The following is a 22,735-nucleotide window of genomic DNA, read 5'->3' on the forward strand; positions in this document are numbered from 1 at the left end:
GCAACCTCGCCGGGAACTTACCTGATTCGGTTAAAACAATTCTATTTTTCCATATTCTCCGTCAAATCCCGGTTTCCGCACAACTTCACCTGCACGAAGCTGCCGGATGCCTTCCGCCAGAACTTCTCCGCCGGCTTTTCGGATATCTTCCGGCGGAATCTCTCTCAATATGGTAAATTCCGCACCCAGTTTTTCAAGCAACGCCTCGTACTGTCCCTGAACTTTTTTGCTTGCCGTGGAAAATCCCACACATGCGGAGATCACCTCCGGCAGCGGCATCAGGCTTTCATATGGGCGGCCGCTTTCCGGCATGGCCGCTGAACTCTCGTCACGATCAGATAACTGCAGGATCCTGTGATCCACACCCATGGTCAGCTTCTTTCCGCAGACTGGGCAGATACCGTTATACATCTCTGATTCTTTCGGACTCAGGCACACGCCGCACTTCCGGTGCCCGTCGAAATGATATTTTCCCTCTTCCGGAAAAAATTCAATCGTCCCTTCAAGACCTTTTCCGTTCTGCACTGCATCCCACAATCCCTGATAGGAAAGCTCTATATCCAGAAGATCCGCCTCCCTTCCAAGCTTGGACGGTGAATGTGCATCCGAATGAGACACCAGCTGATAGCCATCCAGTGCCGAGATCTGCCAGTTCATTGACGGATCTGAAGAAAGTCCTGTCTCCAGTGCATGGATGTAAGGTGTCAGTTCTTCAAAACATTCTTCTATGGTGTCAAATCCGGACTTTGCCCCAAACAGGGAAAAATGTGGGGTCCAGATATGCGCAGGGATATAGATGCCCTCCTCACTGACCTCCAGCATCATTTCCAGAAGATCATGGCAGGGCAGCCCCAAAATAGGACGTCCGTCTGAATGGATATTTCCAATCTTTTCCAGCCTTGCGGCAAAAGCATCTGCCTCATCGAATCCCGGAAGCAGGATCAGGCTGTGCACCTTCCTGGTTTTTCCGCCTTTTTTATAGATGGAACTGATCTCACCGGACAATACAAACCTGGGTGCTTTTCCAGGATAGCGTGCCGCCTCCGGCAAAACATATTCATCTTTCAGCCGGAACAGTCCCTGTTCCGCAGGGATCAGCTTCATCTTCAACTCCTGCCGCCAGATGGGATGTGTCATATCTCCGGTTCCAAGTAGTGTGATTCCTTTTTTCCGCGCCCAGAGATCCAGCATCTCCGGCGTGCCATCTTTGCTGGTTGCCATGGAATATCTGGAATGTATGTGCAGGTCTGCGATCTGTTTCAAAACTTTTCCTCCTGTATCTCTTTTCCTCTGTCCACATGTACATCCTGTCTTTTTAACAAAAACGCAGACAAAGAAATTACCGTCTTCTTTGTCTGCCTGAATGACCGGATCGTATATAACTCAACAGAAATCCATCTGTAACATGATCAGATATCTTTATAATAAGCCGGTGATATCACATCATACTCCCTGCAGGAGCATCCGTTCTCATAGCTGTCACAGCAGTCACAGTTGGAACAATACATATGCGCATCATTAATATAAAATAAACCGCCGTACTGCATGGAAGTGCGCTGATTCTTGGATTTCTTTTTGCTGTTATCGTAGTAGGCTCCGTTGGGGATCATCATATTCTCCGGGGAGAAACTGCTGAAATCAAAGAAATGAGATTCCGTACCATGATGTGGTACCTTGATACACCAGTAATGCTCATGAAGCGGAATCCTGCCATCATAGTTTTCTGCGATCATCCTCATGTACTGTGGCTGTACATCTCCGGTAAACAGAAGGTTCAGCTCTCCGTCTCCGGTATTCTGAAATGCCAGACTGATCTTGTGACGGAACTGACGCAGAAAATGCCCCTGTTTTTCCGCACTTTCCAGAAGTGCCTGAAATTCTTCGGTTGCCTGTAATTCACGGAATTTCTTTTCCAGCTTTTCCGGTTTGAGGCGACGTGCTCTCTCTTTTTCGGCCTCTTCCGGAGTCTCTGCTGTATCCTCAACCGCTGCGCCTGTATCTTCCATTATAAGCTCCAGCTTCTCCTGCGTATATCCTTCGTTTTCCCCACCAGGCTCTGTCTGTCCTGTCAAAGAGCGCTCGGATTCCTCTGTATCCTCTTCCACCAAAGATGCCTCAGACAGTGGAGCAGATTTCGGCTCTGCTTCCGGCGTCTCCTCTGTCATGGACAGAAACAGCTGACGTACCTCCTCCGCAATGTTCACAAGCTCGGTCATTGCATTTTCATGATTCTCGATCAGGGAATTAAATACATCCTCCGTTTCCCGGCTGACTTCACTGAGATCCGGCCAGAGTGCCGTATATTTTCCCTCAAACTCTGAGCCTCTGGATAAAAGGTCGATCTTTACCCTTCTGGCGCAAAGAGCTTCTGCAAGGGCAAAAAGGCTGACACGTCTTCCGGGAAGGCTGGCCTTTTTTGTCACATCCGCAAGGAGCAGAAGCGCCAGTGTGTATTTCATTTCCGGACCGGAAAATACATCCGGAAGATAGATCTTTTCAAATTCGTAGGCATCTCTTCGGTAACGCATCATATAAAGCAATCCGGAAACATGGTCCGGATGAAAATGTGTCAGAAGCAGATTTTTTTTGCGGATAGTAGTAAGGTCTGAGATGATCACATCAAAGACCTCTCTCCGTGGCCGCCCTTCGATCTTGCTGTTGGCTGCCCCGAAATCCACAAGCAGGCTGCTTTTTCTGTCACGGATACAGAAACAGTCCCCGAACCCCACATTGTACATTCGTATTCTCATTTATTTTTCCTCTGGTTTCTTATTCAGCTGACCTTTGTTTCTGCAGCTGACTCTTCTTTTTTCTTCTGTTGCTGTCTTCATTTCTCAGAACCAGATCTGCATATCATACCAGGTTGCTCCGCCATGACAGGAATCTGCCACACCCAGCTTCTTCAGTCCGTGGCTCTCATAGAATGGGATCATATGCTCCTTGCAGGTAAGGATCAGGGCTTTTTTTCCACGCTCTTTCGCAAGCTCCTTGAAATATTCCACAAGCTCTCCGGCGATCCCCTGATGACGGTATTCCGGGATCACATTCAGTCCGAATACCGTCTGGATCTCCCCGTCCTTTCTGTGAAGAGTGATATCATGATAAAATTCATCCGGGAGTACTGGTTTATCTGTGGTTCCTCCGTTGATAAAGCCTACGATCTGCTCATCCTTTACTGCTACAACGAAATTCTCCGGGAATGCTCCCATACGCTTCACAACTTCCTCATGACTTGCTGCCTCCGCAGGTGGAAAACAGATTGCCTCGATCTCTGCCAGACGATCCGCCTCACCGGGATCTGACAGTCTGATCTGTAAATTTTCTGCCATTTTTTGTGGTCTCCTCTATATTTATTCCGTTTTCATCCGGTTTCGATTCTTTTTTAATTATATCGGGTGAGAGAAAATGCGTCAACGTATAACCTGCAAAAAAGCCCTCAGTATCCGCACTACTGAGGGCTCCGCTCTTTTGTTTTTATCTGTCATTATTACAATACCGACCGGATCAGCTTCTCCGTATACTCTGTCTTCGGATGCTCAATGATTTCTTCCGGTGTCCCTTCCTCTTCCACATGTCCGTCATGCATCACGATCACCCGGTCGCAGAACAGCTGGACAAGGGCCAGGTCATGGCAGATAAAAAGAAAGGACAGCTGGTTTTCTTTTTTTAACTTCTGAAGCAGTTCCATGATCTGTTTCTGCACAGTCACATCCAGGGCGCTGGTTGCTTCATCACAGATCAGGATCTTCGGTTCCACAGCCAGGGCTCTGGCAATAGCCGCTCTCTGGCACTCCCCTCCGCTGACCTGATGGGGATACCGATCTGCATATTCCGGAGTCAGTCCGCAGGTAAGCAGAAGCTTTTCCACACGGTTCCTGGTTTCCGCCTTACTTATCCCCATATTCCGGAGACTTTCCCCGATTCCGTCCCCAAGAGTGCATCTGGGGTCAAAGGATTCTGCCGGTGTCTGAAAAACCATCTGCATTTCCCGGTAGATTTCCCGGAGATTTTTTCCCCTCGCATGTGTGATATCCTTTTCCATGAGAAAAATTTCTCCGGCTGTGGGTTCTGTCAGATGTGTGATCATCTTCGCCACAGTGCTTTTTCCTGAGCCGGATTCACCTACGATCCCTAATACTTCCCCAGTTTTCAGAGAAAAGCTTATGTCTTCTACAGCCGTGAAGGATTTTTTACCGGTGGTGAAGCTTTTTTTCAAATGATGCACTTCCAGAATGTTTTTGTTTTCTGTCATCATCTGCCTCCGTTTCCGGTACCTGTACGTTTCAAACGAAGTACCGAACTCATAAGTTCTTTTGTATAAGGATCCTCCGGAGCTGTCAAAACCTGAGCTGTTTTTCCGTATTCCCTCACCTTTCCGTTTTTCAGTACCAGAACCTTATCTGCCATTTTTTCCACCACACCGATGTTGTGTGTGACAATGATCATGGCTGTTCCGTATTCCTTACGCATCAGCAGCATTTCCTCAACCACCTGTTTCTGTATGGTTACATCCAGAGCACTGGTAGGCTCATCTGCCAGAAGAAGCGCCGGATTCTGCAGCATGGAAATACAGATTCCCACACGCTGATTCATGCCGCCGGACAATTCAAATGGGTAGCTTTGCAAAACACGTTCCCCATCCTTAAGGCCGATCTTAGCCATCATCCGAACGGCGCGCTCTGCACACTCTTTACGGCTGATCCTTTCATGCTCCCGCATACTCTCATAGATCTGATCGCCTACGGTGCGGATGGGACAAAGGGCTGATCCTGAATTCTGAAAAACCATGGCGATCTCAGGGCCCAGAAGTCTGCGTAATTCTTTTTCCTGCATATCCACTATATTTTTTCCCTTGTACCAGATATCACCTTCTGTCACCATGCCTTCATTTCCCAGAAGTCCCATGATTGCCTTGATAATGGTACTTTTTCCGCTTCCGGATTCGCCTACCACACCCAGGATCTCCCCTTTATTCAGTTCCAGATCCACATCATGTACAACCGGCTCTCCATTGTAGCAGATCGTCACATGCTCAAGCTTCAACAATGATTCCATCTTATTTCACTTCCAGATCCGCTGTGATCTCGTAATAATCACATGGATGAGCAGTCAGCCCTGATACATTTGACTTTGACACAAGTCCCATATTCAGATGAGAAACAAAGAAATACGCATCATCATCCAGAATGGTCTGCTGTGCTTCCACAACAAGCTTGCTTCTCTCATCTGTATCAAAGGTCTCATGCAGCTTCGCTACGATATCATCAACATCAGAATTGCTGTATTTGCCATAATTTTTGGCAGCATCAGATACAACTGTACTTGTGAAGAAATATTCCGGATCGCCGGTAGGTGCAGTTGTAAGCGAACTTACATATACATCAAATTCTCCGTTCTTCGCATATGTCGCATGGTCTGCTGTATTGTTAACATTGACCTCAATTCCAATGTCCTTTAAAGTGGACTGTGCATATTCTGCAAGCTTAGGCTGTTCCAGACGGGTTGGATAGGTCAGCCATGTGATGGACAGCTTCTTTCCGTCCTTATCTGCATAGCCATCTCCATCCGTATCTGTCCATCCGGATTCTTCCAGAAGCTTTTTCGCCTCTTCCGGATCGTAGGACGGTGCTTTCACCGCATCGTTTCCATAGGAAAAGCTGCTTGGGAAGGCTCCCACTGCCGGAACACCTCGTCCCTCCATGATCACACTGCAGAAGCCATCCTTATCGATTCCCATCTCAATGGCTTTTCTCACATTCTGATCCTGCATCAGTTCAGATTTCATATTAAACTGTCCGAAGAAACAGCGGCTTGTTGCTACAGAGCTGATCTGATAGTCCGGATTTCCGTCAAAAAGTGCATAGTTATCATACTGAAGTCCATAGGTTCCCTGTATATCGCCTGTCTGCAATGCTGCTGTCAGGGCACTTCCATCTGAGAAGGATTTTACGATAACGTTGTCTACCTTTACATCTCCGCCCCAGTAATCCTCGTTTTTTACCAGCTTGATCTCTGTTGGGGATACCTCTGTTGCAACATAGGGGCCTGTTCCTGCCACATTTGCAGAGCCACCCTCTCCCTGTACGCCATAATCCATATCAATGATGGCACCATACGGATCACCGAGATAATTGATCAGTGCCGGACATGGTTCGGAAGTATGGATCGTTACTGTCATTCCATCTGCTTCGATCTTATCGATCTTCATATCGTAAGGTGCACGGTCATGGTTTGCGATCAGATCCTCCAGGCACTCCTTTACCGCTTCTCCGTCCATGGTTCTTCCGCTGGAAAATTTCACACCGTCACGAAGAGTGATCTTTACTGTATTGTCGTCTGTAAATTCATAGTCTGTAGCAAGCCATGGCTCTAACTCCATGTTGTCATTGTACTTAAACAGTGTTTCTCCTACGCCATAACGAAGACAGCTCCATCCGGAATAATTGTCGTGAGGGTTTAATCCTGCATCTCCCATTTCTTCACTGTATCCGGTAGTTCCGTAAACAAAGGTAGTTCCTTCACTCTTTTCTTTGCTTTTTGCTGCTGCCGGAACTCCTGTCATGCTCATGACCATTGCCGCTGCAAGCACTGCTGCCAGAATCTTTTTCTTCATAATCTCTGCTCTCACTTTCTGTGTTATGTTTATTTATAAGTGCCTGTTATCCTCTTCTCCTGTTTCGTTCTTTCGGATCCATATAATCCCGGATCGTATCTCCCAGAAGATTAAAGATCATTACCGTAATAAAAATCGCCATTCCCGGCGCAAGTACCATCCACGGTGAAATCTGCAGCATACTTCTTCCATCGTTGATCATACTTCCCCATTCTGCCATTGGAGGCTTTACCCCAAGCCCGAGAAAGGAAAGTCCTGCCAGCTCCATCATCATGGTTCCGATGTCAAGAACTGACGTAACAAGTATGGGGCCTGCAATATTTGGAAGGATATGTTTGAGCAGAAGCTTTCCTGTACTGCTTCCGGAAAGCTTTGCCGCCATAAGATATGCAGAGTCCTTCTGAGTCAGCGTAAGCCCTCTGGCAAGTCTTGCAAACTTCGGCCAGCTGATCACCGCCAGGGCAATGATCGCATTTTGGATACCGCCTCCCAGAACACCTGCTACTGCCAGGGCAAATACCAGTCCCGGGAAAGCCAGGAACAGATCGGAGATACGCATCAGAACGGTATCGGCTTTGCCGCCCTTCCAGCCACAGAAAATACCAATAGCCGTTCCCACCACAGTGATCACCGCAACCAGGAGCAGCGTTGCATAAATACTGGTCGTGCTTCCTATGATCACACGGGAAAGCATATCTCTCCCATAACGGTCTGTCCCGAGCAGATGCTCCGGTCCCGGCGGTTTCTGGGCAAGTGCCAGATCCTGGGCATAAGGATCATAAGGACAGAGATATTTTGCAAATGCCGCTACAAACAGAAGCAATGCTGTGAGCACAAGAAAAAAGACAAGCTTTGCTTTTGTATGATTTTTCCGGATCTTCTGTTTCCGGACTGTGATATTATTTTTTCCACTCATGCTCTGTCACCTCCAAGTCGTACTCTCGGATCCAGATAGTGGTAAATAATATCTGTCACCAGATTTACCAGAACATAAATGACCGCCATCCATGCCACATAGGCCTGGATGATCGGATAGTCACGCATGGTGATCGCATCTACCGCCAGTTTTCCGACACCATCCCACATAAAGATATTTTCCACAATGGCAGTTCCTCCCAGAAGATTACCGATGGACAGCGCCAGCAGTGTGATGATCGTCAGCATGGAAGCCTTCATTACACTCTTCCAGATGATCACACGACTGCGGATCCCTCTTGCCCGGGCTCCGGTCACATAATCCTTATTCAGTTCTTCCAGAACCGTGGCACGCACCTGTCTGGTATATTTTGCAGCCATGGAGATCGCCAGTGTCAGTGTCGGCAGAATAATACTCTGTCCGAGATCTGCATTTGTGACTACCGGCAAAACGCCCAGCCTGATGGACAGAAAATACATCAGGACCATGGCAGCAAAAAAATTCGGCATGGAATTGCCGATAAAGCTTAAAAGTCTTATCAGATAATCTACCCATTTGTTGTGCTTTACTGCTGACAGGATTCCCAACGGGATCGCAAGAACAATTGTAAGAAGGATCGATGACAGAGTCAGCATCATCGTTGCCGGAAGCTTTGAAATAAAGGTTTCATAGACATCTCTGTGAGACACATAGCTCTCTCCCATATCTCCGGTTGCCATTCCCGCAAACCAGGTAGCATATTGTACAAGGAATGGTTTATCAAGGCCATATTCCGCCTTTGCATTGTCAATGACCTCCTGGGATACTGCAGAGCCTGCATTTTCATACATATAGGTTACTGCATCTCCGCCGGCAAGCCGCATCATGGCAAAAGAAAGAAATGTGATCCCGATCAGGACCGGGATCAGCTGCAGCAACCGTTTTATTATATATTTTCTCATATTTTCCTCTCCGCACTTTGTTTCTCAGTATTTCGAATAACAAAAGTTTAACAACACGGCTGTTCTGCCACAACCCCGGCGGGGGGATTTTTCACATTCCATTTTGTCATACATATGTATTCCATTATGCTCTTATATTCTCACACAGTGACATGCGGATAATTCTTTCCAGCCCTCTCCAAGCGACTGTAGCTCTTCATACTCGATCAGCCTTCGTTTTCTCTCTTCCAGCGGATCCGGGATATGGATCGCAGAAAGCAGGGACTGTGTATAAGGATGCTGCGGATTTTCAAAAAGCTCTTTTGTAGGTGCCATTTCTACCAGCTTTCCGTTTTTCATCACACCTGTTGTATCGCTTAAAAAACGTACCATTGACAGATCATGGGCAATAAAAAGAAAAGAAAATCTTTTTTCCTGCTGAAGCTTTTTAAAAAGCATGACGATCTGTGCCTGGATAGAAATATCCAACGATGCGATCGGTTCATCCGCAATGATAAGACGTGGTTCCATGAGAAGGCTTCTTCCTATGGCAACTCTCTGTCTCTGTCCGCCGGAAAGCTCTCCCGGCTTTTTCGACAGAATGCTTTCATCCAGTCCTGTCTCCTTCAGGATTTCCCGAAGCCTGTTTTCCAGCATTTCTCTGTCACGGATCCTGCGGCTGATCTTTACAGGCTCCAGCATGATCTGCCGTATGCTCATTCGGGGATTCAGTGCAGCGCCCGAATCCTGAAAGATCATCTGGATCTCAGTCTGCATTTTCTTCCGCATTCCGAAAGGATCCTTTTTATCCGGCACTCTTTCTCCCTGATAAAAGATCTCCCCGCCTGTAGGCCGGTAGATTCCTGCAAGCGTTCTGGCTGTCGTGGATTTCCCGCAGCCGGTCTCACCCACCAGCGCCATGATCTCACCTTCCCGGATACTGAAGGAAACATCATCCACTGCATGGATCGTATAATCGGAACGGATACGGAAATGCTGCTTCAGATTTCTGGCTTCGATCAGTACAGGCGCCTGTTTCTGTTCTGTTTTCTGTAAAAATGACGCTTCCTTTTTATCCATTTTCTGTTTACGACCGCTGTTTTCCTGTAATCTGTCCTTCAAAATGGAGGGCATTTCTATTTTCGGAGCTCTTTCATCCAGAAGCCATGTGGCTGCATAATGCGTATCACTGACTTTAAACATCGGAGGAGTCTGTTCATAATCGATTGCCAGCGCCTGGGGATTTCGAACGGCAAACGCATCTCCCGGCGGAGGATCCAAAAGAGAGGGCGGCATTCCGGGGATCGGATTCAGCTCCCCTTTTTCACCTGCAAATACAGGCAGAGAAGACAAAAGTCCCCAGGTATAAGGATGCCGGGGATCATAATAAACCTCTTCCGCTGTCCCGATCTCAATGATCTTTCCTGCATACATAACTGCAACTCTGTCTGCGATCCTTGCAACAGCTCCAAGATCATGAGATATGAACACAATACTGATCCCTGTTTTTTCTCTCAGCTCAAGAAGCAGATCCAGAATCTTTGCTTCCACGGTTGCATCCAGTGCTGTAGTCGCCTCATCGGCAAATAATATTTCCGGATCACAGGCCAGTGCAATAGCCAGAACACAACGTTGACGCATTCCACCGGAAAAAAAATGAGGCTGCAGGCCATAGCGCTGTTCTGCATCCGGAATTCCTACCAGCTTCAGCATTTCCACAGCTTTTTTTCTGGCCTCATCCCTGGATACTTTCTGATTTTTGATGATAGCCTCTGTGATCTGTTTGCCAACAGGGATCGTCGGATTCAGCGTCAGCATAGGGTCCTGGAACACCATGCTTACCTTACTTCCGCACAGCTTTTCCATTTTTTTTCTCTTATAAGCTGTGATATTCTCTCCGCAGAGACTGATCTCTCCGCTTTTTACATGTGCATTCGGTGGCAGAAGCTTCATCACACTACGGCACATAACGGTTTTTCCACATCCGGACTCACCTACGATACAAAGTATCTCTCCTTTTTTTACCGTGAGGTCAACATTCCGGACGGCCTGTACCTCGCCGTCCGGTGTGTCAAAGCTTACCGAATAGTTTTTTAATTCCAAAACTGTTTCCTGCATGATCTTTTCCTTATTTTGTAATGGTCCAGTCTTCAATATTCCACATAACACCTACGGAATGATGTCCCAGAACACGTGTGGTATCCAGTCCGTCAAGTCCGGAAACGCCTACATAATCTCCCTGGAGATAAGCAACCAGAAGGATTCCAGGTGCCTCGGCGTATGCCTTTTCGAATTCACTGTAAGCCTCTTTTCTGGCTTCCTCAGTCTCACCGTGACGGCCTTCCTCAAGATATTTGTCCACATCTGCATTGGAATAATGCATGTTATTTCCACTTGCGTCGGTTACAAAGTTTACATATGCCATATCCGGGTCAAACTGTGTTGAATAACCTGCAAGGAATCCATTGTATCCTGCATCCCAGTCAAATTTGGTAACAAGCTTTACTTCCATTTCCACGCCAGCCTGCTTCAGCATATCAGACATGACATTGGCAATATCCACACGCTCTTCTTCGTAATCACGCACCTGGATGGTAAAGTGGAATTTCTGTCCGTTCCTCTCATAGATCCCATCATCACCTTTTTTCCATCCCAGCTCTTCCATCTTCTTTGCAAAGGTATCCAGATCATAGGAGTAGATATTAGCTTCCTTATCTGTTCCGAGAGGATTTCTCTGGATCGGGCTGTATGCCGCCTCTCCCTGTCCTGCAAGAACACCTGCAATAATGGAATCCTTATCCAGCGCATAATTCAGAACGCCGATGGAATCTCCGTTTTCCTTCCAGAAATCTGTGCTCATATCCATGGCAGCTCCACGGTAATCTGCTGTGGTGAACTCCCAGTAATTATATCCGTCCTTATCCTTGAACTGAGAAGCATAGTTGGAATTCAGCCATGCAAGATCCGCCTCGCCGGACTGGAGCATGGTTGCCTTTGTAGTCTCATCCGATACTGTACGGTATACAACGGTTTCAATATTCGGAACCTTTCCGTAATAATCTTCATTTCGTTTCAGAGTGATCATTCCGCCGGTAGCATCCCAGTCTTCAAATTTATAACGACCTGTTCCCACCGGATTCTGATTAAAGGATGTAGTATTCACATCCTCTCCTTCCAGAAGATGCTCAGGAAGGATTCCCATGGTAAAGTAATCCAGCATGGCAGCATCATACTGATCCAGTGTAAAGATCACAGTCTGATCATCCGGTGCCTCAATACTTGTAATGTCCTGGTAATTGCTGGTGATACTGGCTCCCAGAGTTTCATCCTCTGTAAGCTCCTTATAGGTGTATACAACATCCTCTGCATTGAAATCTTCTCCATCATGCCACTTAACACCATCTCGAAGCTTAAAAGTATAGGTATTGGTATCCTTGTCAAAGGTATAGCTCTCTGCAAGATCCTCTACCGGCTTTCCATTGGCATCATATTTCATCAGTCCTGAAAAAATAAGATCCGGAAGTTCATCATGGTTATTCAGAAGGGGATTGATCGTACTTTCTGACTCACCTGCATATACCAGAGTTTTGTTTTCTTCTGCCGCAGCTACGGTTACCGCACTGCCTGCAGTTGCTCCTGCACATGCTGCGGTCACTGCTGCCAGCGTTATCGCCGCATATTTTCTGCCATAGTTGATTCCTGTTCTCTTTTTCATTCTGTTTTCCTCATCTTTCCTTATTTTCAAACCGGTTATCCACACTTCGAAATGTTTTATCACGGTTTGCGTCCAAATATTTTTTCTGACTGCATCAGAGATTGCTGTAATGATTATTTACCTCACTTCTCACAAAGCTTCCCATACTGGTAATGCACATTAAAGTAATGACCAGAAAAACTCCTGGGATCACGATCACCCACCAGGTATTCATGATCAGTGCTTTATTTGCCAGCGAGAGCATACTTCCCCAGGAAACTACATCTGCCGGAAGCCCAAGGCCAAGAAAGCTTAAAGTAGATTCCATGGTAATACAGCTGCTTATCGAAGAGATCACCACAAACATGATCGCCGAAACAAAATTCGGTATCAGATGGTGATACATCACATATCCAAAACTTCCTCCGCAAAGTCTTGCATACATCACATAATCACTGTTCCTTATCTGCCGCACTTCACTTCTTACAATACGTGCCAGTGCAAACCACCCGGTAATACCGATGATCACAGATATGCTGATCACATCATTGGCCTGAATAACCGCAGACAGGATCAGGATCAGCAGAAGGGTCGGAATACTTCCGCACATTTCCGTAAACCGCATCATAACCGAATCCACCTTTGGACCTGCTGTTCCGCTGATGCATCCGTAGGTAACACCAACCAGGGTAATGATCGCCGCACCCAGAAGTCCGATCACCAGAGAAACCCTTCCGCCATACCAGATCAGTGAATAAATATCTCTTCCAAGCGAATCCGTTCCAAAGATAAATTCCTTTCCCGGCGGTGTATTCAGATTCTGGAGATAAAAACCTGAGGGATCATGATTTGCCACAACATTTGCAAATATACAGCCCAAAATGATCAGAAAAAGCAGGAACAGGGAAAATACCGGTTTCCCTTTCAGCTTTTCCTGAAATGTTTTTTTCCGTTTTTCAGATTCATACTGCTTCCACCCGGCACCGACTACCTGAAAAAGCTCAGCTTCTGAAAGCTTCCGGTCAGCTACCATACCCTCACCTCCGAATCCTTCATTCTTGGATCGATCTCTTCATTGACAGTCTGTGCAACAAAGCTGCTTAAAAATACGATAAATCCTGTGATCAGCACATCGATCATCAGCAGATTATAATCATGATATTTTGCAGATTCCACTGCAAGGTTTCCAATTCCCGCATAATTGAAAACAGCTTCCACAGTTACAGTTCCACCGGTTACATGGGGTACCGAAACTGCCATGATACTCACGATCGTCGGCATTACATTTCGAAGACAATGCTTCCACAGGATCTTTCTTTTGGAAAGTCCCTTGGATCTGGCAAGAAGTACATAATCCTTCCGCACCTCATCCAGGAATTTGTTACGTATCATATATGCGTAATACCAGAGATGGCTGAAGATCATTACTACCAGCGGAAGGATCATATGCTTCATACGATTGCCGATACTATCTGCCATTCCCACATCATAGGCACCGCTGCTTGGGAACCATCCAAGATTTACACTGAAGATCAGGATCAGTACCACACCAAGCCAGAAAGCCGGCACATAATAGGCTGCTGTTCCGATCTTGCAGATCAGCCGGTCGATCCACTGATCCTCATGGAGCGTACAGAATATGGCGATCAGAACTGCCAGTATAAAGATCACAATATAAGCAATTCCTCCCAGCACCAGAGTATTTCCGATCAGCGGTCTGATCACATTCATAACCGGCTGCCTGTATTTCAGCGACAATCCGAAATCACCATGGACTACGTTGGTAAACCACCTTACATACTGTACCCCGATCCCCTGATCCAGTCCCAGTCTCGTTCTGGCCGCAGCCACTTCCTCACTGGTCATCATTTCCAGGGAATCTCCGTAAAAGGACTGCAGGGGATCTCCCGGTGCCAGTCTCGCCAGCCAAAACACCACCACAGACAGCAGAAACATAACCACAGCAAGCAGAAGGATCCGCTTCAGGATCCGGATGACGAGTTTATTTTCTTTGTTCATAATTTTCCTTTCCCACTGCCCTTTACAGTTCAGACAGACATTCGCATTCCGCTCTGCTGCATGCTCATGAACACAAATTGTTGAGCGATTTGTGGTTACTGTTCACTCTGTTCTCAGTAACGATTTGTGTTCACATTTCAAAAGCAGTTATGGCATTCAAAACCATAACTGCTTTTGAAAGGGTCGTGTTATTATTCGACAAAACATTCGTATGCACAAATAGGAGTGCGCGGAGGTTATGTGCATCACAGTGTTTTTATATTCAGCACGCGGAGTGTGCTGCTGATATTATTTTATCATTTAACAGATTTCGGACAACCCCGGTACGGGGATATTGGACAGTCGGGTTTTGCATGGATATGTATTCCATATAAAAAACGGGACTTTTCTGTATCAGGAGCCTGTGTCCTGTGCAGAAAAATCCCGTCTGGTCTTTTGCTTTATTCTTTTATCACTTCCCGGAAATCTGAAGTCTTTCCTTCACGAATCCCAGAAAATCCTTTCCCTGTTCACTGAGCTCTTCACCTCTCCGGCAGATGCACCCGTAAACAAGTTTCTGGCCTTCTCCCGGAAATGTATATTTCACGGAGGAATATCCCGGATCACGGCCGGAAAGATCCGCACCACTGATATTACACAGCTCTCCGGAGCCAAGAAGACGTTCCACGATATAATCACTGTTTGTTACGACTACAGTCTCTGCCTCCACTGCGGAATGACCGTTTTCCTCTACAAGGTTCCGGTAATTATCCGGGGAAAATTCATCGGGAAATCTCTGGATCAGCCTGAGCTGGGACATATTAAAATCTCCCTCATCTGCTGTATCTGCTTTCCCTTTCCCGGTATAAATATTTACCTCGGTTTCCGTCAGCAGCTCAAATTCCAGGTAATTCCGGGAAAGAAAATACTGGAACGCTGCCAGCTGATTCTGCATCACATAGGCGAATCCCATATCGTCCTGTCTGGCTTTTACACGTTTTATGATCTCATGGGTATCTGCTGCGTAAACCTGATAATGAAGATCATCGCACTTATGTGCTTCATAATACGTTACGAAGGTATCCGCAAACCAGGAGCTGGGATGAAAGCATACACACAGGCTGCTTTTTGCAAGTGGCTGTGCCTGCATTTCCAGTTCATCTATATTTTCCAGGATCCTCTGCACATGGATATATGCACGCTCTCCTTCCGGTGTCAGCTCTATGCCCTTTGCATGACGGACAAACAGCTGAGTACGCATATCGTCTTCCATGGAACGGATCACCTTGCTTACATTTGACTGCGTGGTAAAAAGCAGCTCTGCAGCCTGGCTGAAGGAGCCTGTTTTGACACAGGCCGCAAAATACTGGATCTGTTTGATATTCAGCATGCTCCTACCTCGTTTTCTTCGCAAAGATCAAAAACATCGGGGTCGGATTATAAAACTCGTCTTTTTCTGTATAAATACGTTTGCTGATACCAAGATCAAAGGAAAATTCTTCCACACCTGTACGGCTCAGCGTTTCCAGATCCCATGCCGGACGCAGAAAAGAGCTGATAGGCAACTGCCGCTTGATATCCTCACATTCCTGCATCAGTTCGTCCTGGATCTGATGATGGGCATGATTCTCCGGAAGATCCGCAGTGTCCGCAAAGTCTGCTGCCCCGTAATTTGCATCCAGATTTATCATCACTCCGCCCGGTTTCAGTACTCGGAACCATTCCTGATAAGCATGCTCCGCGTCCGGAAGTGTCCAGGTAAGATTCCGGGATACGATCACGTCAAATTCCTCATCCGGAAAATCCGGAGCTTCTGCATCCATCACCATAAACCGGCAGTCTGCTTTTTCTTCCTCAGCCAGCTCCTTTGCATGAGTGATCATATCCGGCGTCAGATCGATCCCGGTTACCTGATGGCCTTCCTTTGCAAGAAGAATGGTAAAAAATCCGGTTCCGCAGCCTACATCCAGGATCCTGAGATTCTTTTTCTCCGGCAGATACTTCTTAAGCTCAGCCATCCAGCGGCCTGCAAGTGCACTGTGAAACTCTGCTCTTCTCTGTTCCAGAAAGCTGTCGCTGCGCCTGGTCCAGTACTGAGCGATCCTTGTTTTCCGCTCATCTTTTTCTCTTACGATATTTCCGTAGGTGATCACAGGGCCGCCTTCCACAACCTGAAGGCTTGATACCTGATAAAGGATCACACCATCCATGTCTGCGCGACAGATTTCCTGGACATTTCCCTCATAATCACGGATCTCTCCGAGATACTCATCCTGATGAACGATATCGCCTGGTTTCTTGACCGGGTACCAGAGACCGTTGACACTGGCACACTGGTAACGTACGTCATCCATCTTCAGAGGATAATAGGTGCTGTGGGAGCGGATTCCTCTGTAGGCCCCAATGCTGCAGAGAATATTCCGCACATCCCGGCGCATGGAATCCACTTCCTCCCGCTGCCAGGTTCCCATACATCCCCTTTCCAGAAGCACAGCCGGAATATCGCAGGTACTTGCCGCATAATTATAGGCGCCGCCTGTACTCACATTTGACTGTACCATATATGGGACATCAACCTGCTCTGCCATTTTTCGGGAGGCTTCCACGATCTCCGGCTTTGCCACACCTGCAAAATATACATACGGAGTCAGCTCCTCATAATCGTCACCGCCGTGAAGATCGATATAATAATCCGCCTTCCGGATCAGGGATTCTGTGATAGCTGCCGCCAGACGTTCCATTTTTGTTCCGTCCTTTTTGCCCGGGAAAACACGGTTCAGATTTTTTCCATCTTCCCAGCTGATACTGCCTGCACGCTTCTCAAAGTCTTCCCGGTTCAGCACCTTTACCAGAACCAGCTGGCCCTTTACCTTTTCCGGCTTCAGCCGCTTCGACAGCTCGATCAGAGTCTGGATTCCCACATACTCTCCTGCATGAAGACCTGCTGTGACGAGAACGGTTTTTCCCGGATCTTTTCCACGGATGATGGTTGCCGGAAGGACAAATTCTCCATCTCCGAGTTCAAGAAAACCTTCTGTTTTTTCTCCTGCCGCAACCGGAAGATTCAGGAAATGATCCGGTTTCACACCGGTTACCATAAACATTGGTGTGGACTGATAATTCAGTCTCTCTTCCTCACTCCAGACCGTTTTCCATATTTCTGTGTCTGTGCGGATTCCAAGAAGTCCTGCTTCTCTGAGAGTTTTTACGTCCCAACGGGGACGGCTGATCTTTGACAGCGGTACCTGGAGGGCAATCCGTTCCATGCGCTCAATATCTGTACAGAGATAGTGATCATCCAGGCTGTTGTTTTCCACATTTTTCCGGTCGTTTTCGTAGGCCTTACGCTGCTCTTCCTCATAAAGATAGCCGTACCAATTGGCATCAAAATTCAGAAGCCTTCCTCCTGCCTTCAGTACACGGACCCACTCTCTGTAAGCAACATCAGGATGCTCCAGATTCCAGGTAAGATTTCGTGAAATGACCACGTCAAAGGTATTATCCTCAAAATCCAGCTTCTGTGCATCCATCCTCCAAAAACGGATGTTCCGGCAAAGCTCTCCCGCATTTTCCTTTGCCTTTTCCAGCATTCCTTCCGTATAATCTACTGCATCTACATGATATCCGGCTTCTGCCAGGATCACAGGAAAAAATCCGGGACCTGTTCCGATATCCAGGATACGGATCTCTTCCTTGGGCTTGTCCGGAAACTGACTGGTCAGTACCTTAAGCCATGCGTTTTTCTGCGTTCCCGCAAGCTCTTTATGATTCACTTCGGAGTACCCTTCTGTACGGGTGCTCCAGTAAGATTCGATTTCATCGAGAAGTTTTTCCACGTTGATTCCTCCGCACTTTTCTATTCACGTGAGGGAAATCAGGTCCCCCCACAGGTCACGTTTAATGTACCAAATTGTCAGGGTATTAACAAGCCCCTGGGGGGGATTCCCCACATTGCTCTGCCGATAAAATTTCCGAATGCCAAACACTGCTTCCGTACTCCTGTCCACCTTGTAATTCTCCGAATGCTGTGGTATCATCCTGGCTGTAGTAGTTCAGTAATATAACCGAAATTGAAAGGATGGTTCATATACAAATGACAACACAGGAACTGGCCTATGAAGTTATCAGCCGTTTAAAAAAGGAATATCCTGATGCAGACTGTACACTGGATTATGATGATGCCTGGAAGCTTCTTGTAAGTGTCCGTCTGGCAGCTCAGTGTACCGATGCCCGAGTCAATGTAGTAGTTCAGGATCTCTATGCAAAATACCCGGATGTGGCAGCCCTGGCAGCTGCAGAGCCGGAAGCGATCGAAGCCATTGTACGTCCCTGCGGCCTTGGAAAAAGCAAAGCCCGGGATATCAGCGCCTGTATGCGCATTCTCCACGAACAGTATCACGACAAGGTACCGGAAGACTTTAACGCACTTCTGAAGCTTCCCGGTGTGGGCCGAAAAAGCGCAAACCTGATCATGGGTGACGTATTCGGCAAGCCTGCCATTGTAACAGATACTCACTGTATCCGCCTTTCCAACCGCATCGGCCTTGTCCATGACATGAAGGATCCGAAAAAGGTGGAAATGGCTCTCTGGAAGATCATCCCTCCGGAAGAAGGCAATGATCTCTGCCACCGTCTTGTCAATCATGGAAGAGAAGTCTGTACAGCGCGGACAAAACCTTACTGTGACCGCTGCTGTCTCAATGATATCTGCGAAAAAAATGGGATTTGAATGTATGCAGTTCAATAAACCTTCAGACCCCGGAAAGGAAAAACATAATGAATTTCAAAAAACTGGAAAATAATCTCCTGGACATGATCCAGGAACAACAGGTAAAGATCGGATACATGAGCGGAGTCACCCGTTTTTATTATCCGCTGCAGTCTCTGAACCGCCTTCTTGGCACAGAGCTTACGGAAGAAGAAATGCAGCATGCAATGGAAGAATTCTCAGATTATGCCTGTGACCGTCTTGGAAAGGTAACAGCTTCTTCCAAAAACGGACGTTTCTGCATCACCCTGCCGCCTCAGGCCTCGGACTACGTTCACGAAAACCGAAAGCCAAGTGAATTTCTGGTACGCTTTATAGGCACAGTTGCCCGTCATGGCTGTACTCTGGATGAAGTGATGGACGTTTTTCACGCTTATTCCGACCATGTACACGTAGAAAAAACAACCGGAACCGGATTTGATTATCTTGTATATTTCGAAGACGGGATCCCAGATGACTACCGGTATTGTCTGTCCCTGGAGGGTGAGCATATGATCTATCATAAGTTTACACCGGAGGACTATGAAGATTTCGGATTCTGATCTTAGAACACCGGACAAGTTTCCACACACTGCTTATTGCTTTTCGCAACCCTGCAGGAGATTTCCTGGATTTGATTAAAAAACCGCCGGTCTGCAGACAGATCGTAAAGCGGACATTCGCAATCCGCTTCGCTACTTGCTCATGAACGCAGTCGCTTCGCGATCTGCGTTCAAAAAATCCTCTGCAGATCGACGGTTGTTTTTATTTTCTATGCCCGGAACTTCTTCTGCATCTCCCGCACCATATCTTTCCTCTTAAACAGAAACAGCCATACCAGCATCAGGAAACTGACGCATATGCAGATCAGCGACGGATACAGCACCGTCACCACACCGGCAACCAACAGGATCACAGGAATCACTCCTCCGAAAGCTCCTGCTTCCAGAAGATAGATCATATACTCCGCCACCTCCAGCTTCTGTACCGCAGTGATCACCCACATGGAGCAGATCACAGCAAGCGCAGCCAGAGGAAGCAGATAATCCACAGACCAGCCACGCCAGCCGGTAAACACATCCCAAAGCACTCCTGCAACAGCTGCGATCACCAGCTGCCACATCTCATTCTTTAGGAGATTCCTCCGCTTCACATAAGCCACTGAAACCATCAGCCAGGTGCAGAACGCCCCTGCAGTCACAAACCAGGCCCAGCCTATATGACCATCCAGCAGATAATCGATCAGATTACATACCACAGCCAGCACAATACACAGAAATGTAAAGCTTTCAAAAATCTTCATCTGCTGCTTCTGCTCCTCTTTCTGTCCTGGAAGATCATTCTCCCGAATTGTACAGGACACCTGCTCATTTTTCAGTCTCTCCACAAAATTCCGCTCAATATTTCCATTGGGGATCTTGGACGTAAAACTCAAAACCATCTCATCACCAAAAGAACAGGAACACAGCTGCAGACTATCCGTGCTTGCAAAAAGTCCGAATCTCTGAATATATTTCCGATATTCCTCCGGCATCCGGATGATCCCCACATTGGAATAGATCGCCGTGATTGACCTTCCTCCCAGGGTCGTCCCGGCAAGAAGAAACGGGGTTTTGATCTCCAGTGGTACCAGACGCAGGATCGGATTCTTCTCCAGGCTTACGAGATCATTAAGCTTTGCTTCGATCACGTCCTTACTCAGTTCCTTTGCAAACTGCTCCTTTACGGATTTCAAAATATCCTCAAAGGCTGTATCAGACTGAAAATAACAGCTTATCTCAATCCATCCGAAGAAATTTGCCATAGACCGGGATGGAAAATAATTTCTCAAATTTACCGGGATCATCAGACCAATGGGCTTTTTCACCTGATTCTGAGGCACTTCTTCATGGATCGCCCAGATAAGTGTTGCCGTAAGAAAAACCGTGATCGACACACCGGCCGCTTTTGCACGGGCGTGGATCTCTTTTACCGGAATACAGACTTCCGTGATACTCATATCCTCCTGCCTGAGCTTCTCACCTTTTAGCTGGAAGGCAGGCTTCTTGGACTCTCTCTTTCTTGGCGCATCGGAGGAATAATACTGAGAAAAGCTGTCCTCCTCCATATCCCTGCCCGTAATGTTCTCATCCGGAAAAAGCTCTGGAAGCTCTGCGGATGGGTGTGTCTCCTGAAGATAATTTTTCACCAGCTCCATCAGAAAATGCATGGCTCCCGTTCCATCCGTCAGCGCATGAAATACCTCGAAGTTGATCCTGTTCTTATAATAGCTCACCCGAAAAAGAAGCGTTTTTTTGTCCGGAATATAAAGTCCGCTGCAGGGTGCACCTGCTTCTTTCTTTACCACTGCCGGAATATCACGTCTCTCCAGATAAAACCAGAACAGTCCCTTTCTTAAAACTGCACGGAAAAGAGGATATTTTTCCAGTGTCCTCTCCAGGGCTTCCTGCAGTGTTTCTTCTTTTATCTCTTCTTTCAGTTCACAGTAAAAACGAAATACCCTGGTGTCATTCTTTCCTGTCACCGCCGGGAACGCCAGCGCCGCGTTGTCAAGTTTTCTCCACTGTGCATATTCGTTCTTCATGATGCTTTCCTTCTTCCTGTTCCTCTGTTTCCAGAAAACGATTTACATATGCAAAGCTCTCCTGCACATGCAGAAATTTGATTCCCAGTGCAAAATACCCATGAAACGCACCTGCGATCCTGTGCACTTCCACACGATTTCCCGCTTCCTTCAGCTTTTCACCAAATGCCTCTCCTTCATCTCGAAGAGGATCGAACTCAGCGGTAAGTATCAGTGTATCCGGCATATTTCGAAGATCCTTCTCCAGGATCGGCGCAAAATATGGATTCCTCCTGTCTTCCGGACAACTCTCATAGAGTTTCAGATAATCTTCCATCTTCTCTGCTGTGAGAAGATAGCCGGTTCCGTTTGTTTTTACGGATTCAAAAGGAGAGTCTTCCGTATAACAGTTGTTCAGTGCCGGATAAATAAGGATCTGTTTTTTCGGAAAAAATTCTCCGCGGTCTCTGGCCATCATACATACAGCCGCTGCCAGATTTCCGCCTGCACTATCTCCCATAATGGTGATACGATCCGGATCCGTATTCAGAAGAAAACGATTGGTGTAGAAAATCTTCGCAGCTGCATAACAATCCATCAGTCCCACCGGGAAACGGTATTCCGGTGCCAGCCTGTATTCAACAGACGCCACGATCTGACCGGTAGACTGTGCCATTCTGGCACAAACCCGCTGATAATTCTCTACACTTTCCGTAACCCAGCCACCGCCATGGAAAAACAGGATCACTGGTGGTTTTTTTCCGGAGGCGGCACCGTTTTCCATGTCCTCTTCTGTTGGAAAAAACAGACGGATCGGCACTTTATAGTCTCCGTTATAAACTTCCGCATCCAGTGTCCTGTAAAAGATCCTCATAGGATCCATCTTCTTAAGATCTGCCAGCTTTCTGGAAGCCTCCACTTCGATCCCGCCATAGGAAAGAGCATGGAGCACTGTCCGCACGGCACGTGGCATAGCAGTTTCTCTCCCGGTCGGAATGCCCGGAACTATGACCGGGCGGCTTCTTCTGTTTTCTTTTCTTGTATAGATATATTTTGTTTCTGTTCCATATCTTCCAGGAATGCAGACTTGTTTCACGCAGGTACGCCTGTAGGCAATCCTCTTCAGAATCTCATGATCTGTACGGATGATCACTTCCGTTCCCTTATAGCCCCGGATATAATATCTGTTTTCTTTCTTTTTTATACGTGGTTGTCTCAATCGCAGTAAATATTTTCTGATTACTTTTTCCTCCGTGGATTTTTCCTTTATTTTCACCTATGATA

At 47.0% G+C, this 22,735-nt stretch carries 17 protein-coding genes and 1 pseudogene; 2 read left to right on the plus strand and 16 right to left on the minus strand.

Going from position 1 to position 22,735, the window contains the following annotated elements; translation table 11 throughout:
- Window positions 1-33: 33 nt before the first annotated feature.
- The 14 genes and pseudogenes from DWW77_RS00530 to DWW77_RS00595 all read right to left on the minus strand — a co-directional run.
- A pseudogene (locus DWW77_RS00530) lies at window positions 34-1,221 on the minus strand (endonuclease Q family protein); the annotation flags it as partial.
- 188 nt (window positions 1,222-1,409) lie between these two features.
- Window positions 1,410-2,750 carry an MBL fold metallo-hydrolase gene (locus tag DWW77_RS00535; protein WP_286187970.1) on the minus strand — a complete coding sequence of 447 codons (1,341 nt, stop codon included), beginning with the start codon at window positions 2,748-2,750 and terminating at the stop codon, window positions 1,410-1,412.
- Between the two features lie 84 nt (window positions 2,751-2,834).
- The gene (locus DWW77_RS00540; protein ID WP_118607853.1) at window positions 2,835-3,329 is read right to left on the minus strand and encodes a GNAT family N-acetyltransferase; all 495 of its coding nucleotides are present in this window, start codon (window positions 3,327-3,329) and stop codon (window positions 2,835-2,837) included.
- A gap of 158 nt (window positions 3,330-3,487) precedes the next feature.
- Entirely contained in the window at window positions 3,488-4,252 is a 765-nt protein-coding gene (locus tag DWW77_RS00545) for an ABC transporter ATP-binding protein (protein ID WP_118607854.1), read from the minus strand.
- The gene (locus tag DWW77_RS00550) at window positions 4,252-5,055 is read right to left on the minus strand and encodes an ABC transporter ATP-binding protein (RefSeq protein WP_110102743.1); all 804 of its coding nucleotides are present in this window, start codon (window positions 5,053-5,055) and stop codon (window positions 4,252-4,254) included. Before DWW77_RS00550 ends, DWW77_RS00545 begins: the two co-directional genes overlap by 1 nt.
- A 1-nt stretch (window position 5,056) precedes the next feature.
- On the minus strand, window positions 5,057-6,613 hold the full coding sequence (locus DWW77_RS00555; RefSeq protein WP_118607855.1) for an ABC transporter substrate-binding protein: 1,557 nt from the start codon (window positions 6,611-6,613) through the stop codon (window positions 5,057-5,059).
- Between the two features lie 46 nt (window positions 6,614-6,659).
- The gene (gene nikC / locus DWW77_RS00560; protein ID WP_110102741.1) at window positions 6,660-7,529 is read right to left on the minus strand and encodes a nickel transporter permease; all 870 of its coding nucleotides are present in this window, start codon (window positions 7,527-7,529) and stop codon (window positions 6,660-6,662) included.
- The gene (gene nikB / locus DWW77_RS00565; RefSeq protein WP_118607856.1) at window positions 7,526-8,470 is read right to left on the minus strand and encodes a nickel ABC transporter permease; all 945 of its coding nucleotides are present in this window, start codon (window positions 8,468-8,470) and stop codon (window positions 7,526-7,528) included. Before nikB ends, nikC begins: the two co-directional genes overlap by 4 nt.
- 132 nt (window positions 8,471-8,602) lie before the next feature.
- The gene (locus tag DWW77_RS00570; protein ID WP_118607857.1) at window positions 8,603-10,567 is read right to left on the minus strand and encodes a dipeptide ABC transporter ATP-binding protein; all 1,965 of its coding nucleotides are present in this window, start codon (window positions 10,565-10,567) and stop codon (window positions 8,603-8,605) included.
- 10 nt (window positions 10,568-10,577) lie between these two features.
- Window positions 10,578-12,164 (minus strand): ABC transporter substrate-binding protein, encoded by a 1,587-nt coding sequence (locus DWW77_RS00575; protein ID WP_118607858.1) that lies wholly within the window; start codon window positions 12,162-12,164, stop codon window positions 10,578-10,580.
- A 94-nt stretch (window positions 12,165-12,258) separates the two neighbouring features.
- A complete protein-coding gene (locus tag DWW77_RS00580) occupies window positions 12,259-13,176 on the minus strand; it encodes an ABC transporter permease (protein ID WP_118607859.1) in 918 nt (305 codons plus the stop codon).
- Window positions 13,170-14,162, minus strand: coding sequence for an ABC transporter permease (locus tag DWW77_RS00585; protein WP_110102736.1), 993 nt, complete (start codon window positions 14,160-14,162; stop codon window positions 13,170-13,172). Before DWW77_RS00585 ends, DWW77_RS00580 begins: the two co-directional genes overlap by 7 nt.
- A gap of 451 nt (window positions 14,163-14,613) precedes the next feature.
- Entirely contained in the window at window positions 14,614-15,531 is a 918-nt protein-coding gene (locus tag DWW77_RS00590; RefSeq protein WP_118607860.1) for a LysR family transcriptional regulator, read from the minus strand.
- Between the two features lie 4 nt (window positions 15,532-15,535).
- Window positions 15,536-17,977 carry a methyltransferase domain-containing protein gene (locus DWW77_RS00595; RefSeq protein ID WP_118607861.1) on the minus strand — a complete coding sequence of 814 codons (2,442 nt, stop codon included), beginning with the start codon at window positions 17,975-17,977 and terminating at the stop codon, window positions 15,536-15,538.
- A gap of 257 nt (window positions 17,978-18,234) precedes the next feature.
- Here DWW77_RS00595 and DWW77_RS00600 point away from each other — a divergent pair, with 257 nt between their 5' ends.
- On the plus strand, window positions 18,235-18,870 hold the full coding sequence (locus DWW77_RS00600; protein ID WP_022427162.1) for an endonuclease III domain-containing protein: 636 nt from the start codon (window positions 18,235-18,237) through the stop codon (window positions 18,868-18,870).
- 47 nt (window positions 18,871-18,917) lie between these two features.
- Window positions 18,918-19,451 (plus strand): DUF3877 family protein, encoded by a 534-nt coding sequence (locus DWW77_RS00605; RefSeq protein WP_118514100.1) that lies wholly within the window; start codon window positions 18,918-18,920, stop codon window positions 19,449-19,451.
- Window positions 19,452-19,660: 209 nt separating this feature from the next.
- Here the strand turns inward: DWW77_RS00605 and DWW77_RS00610 are convergent, their stop codons facing one another.
- Window positions 19,661-21,472: a DUF6320 domain-containing protein gene (locus DWW77_RS00610; RefSeq protein ID WP_118514102.1), complete on the minus strand. Its 1,812-nt coding sequence runs from the start codon at window positions 21,470-21,472 to the stop codon at window positions 19,661-19,663.
- A complete protein-coding gene (locus DWW77_RS00615) occupies window positions 21,438-22,727 on the minus strand; it encodes an alpha/beta hydrolase (RefSeq protein WP_330605735.1) in 1,290 nt (429 codons plus the stop codon). The genes DWW77_RS00610 and DWW77_RS00615 overlap by 35 nt, the downstream gene beginning before the upstream one ends.
- Window positions 22,728-22,735 lie beyond the last annotated feature (8 nt).

Source organism: Ruminococcus sp. AF17-12 (assembly GCF_003479245.1).
GTDB lineage: Bacteria > Bacillota > Clostridia > Lachnospirales > Lachnospiraceae > Blautia_A > Blautia_A fusiformis.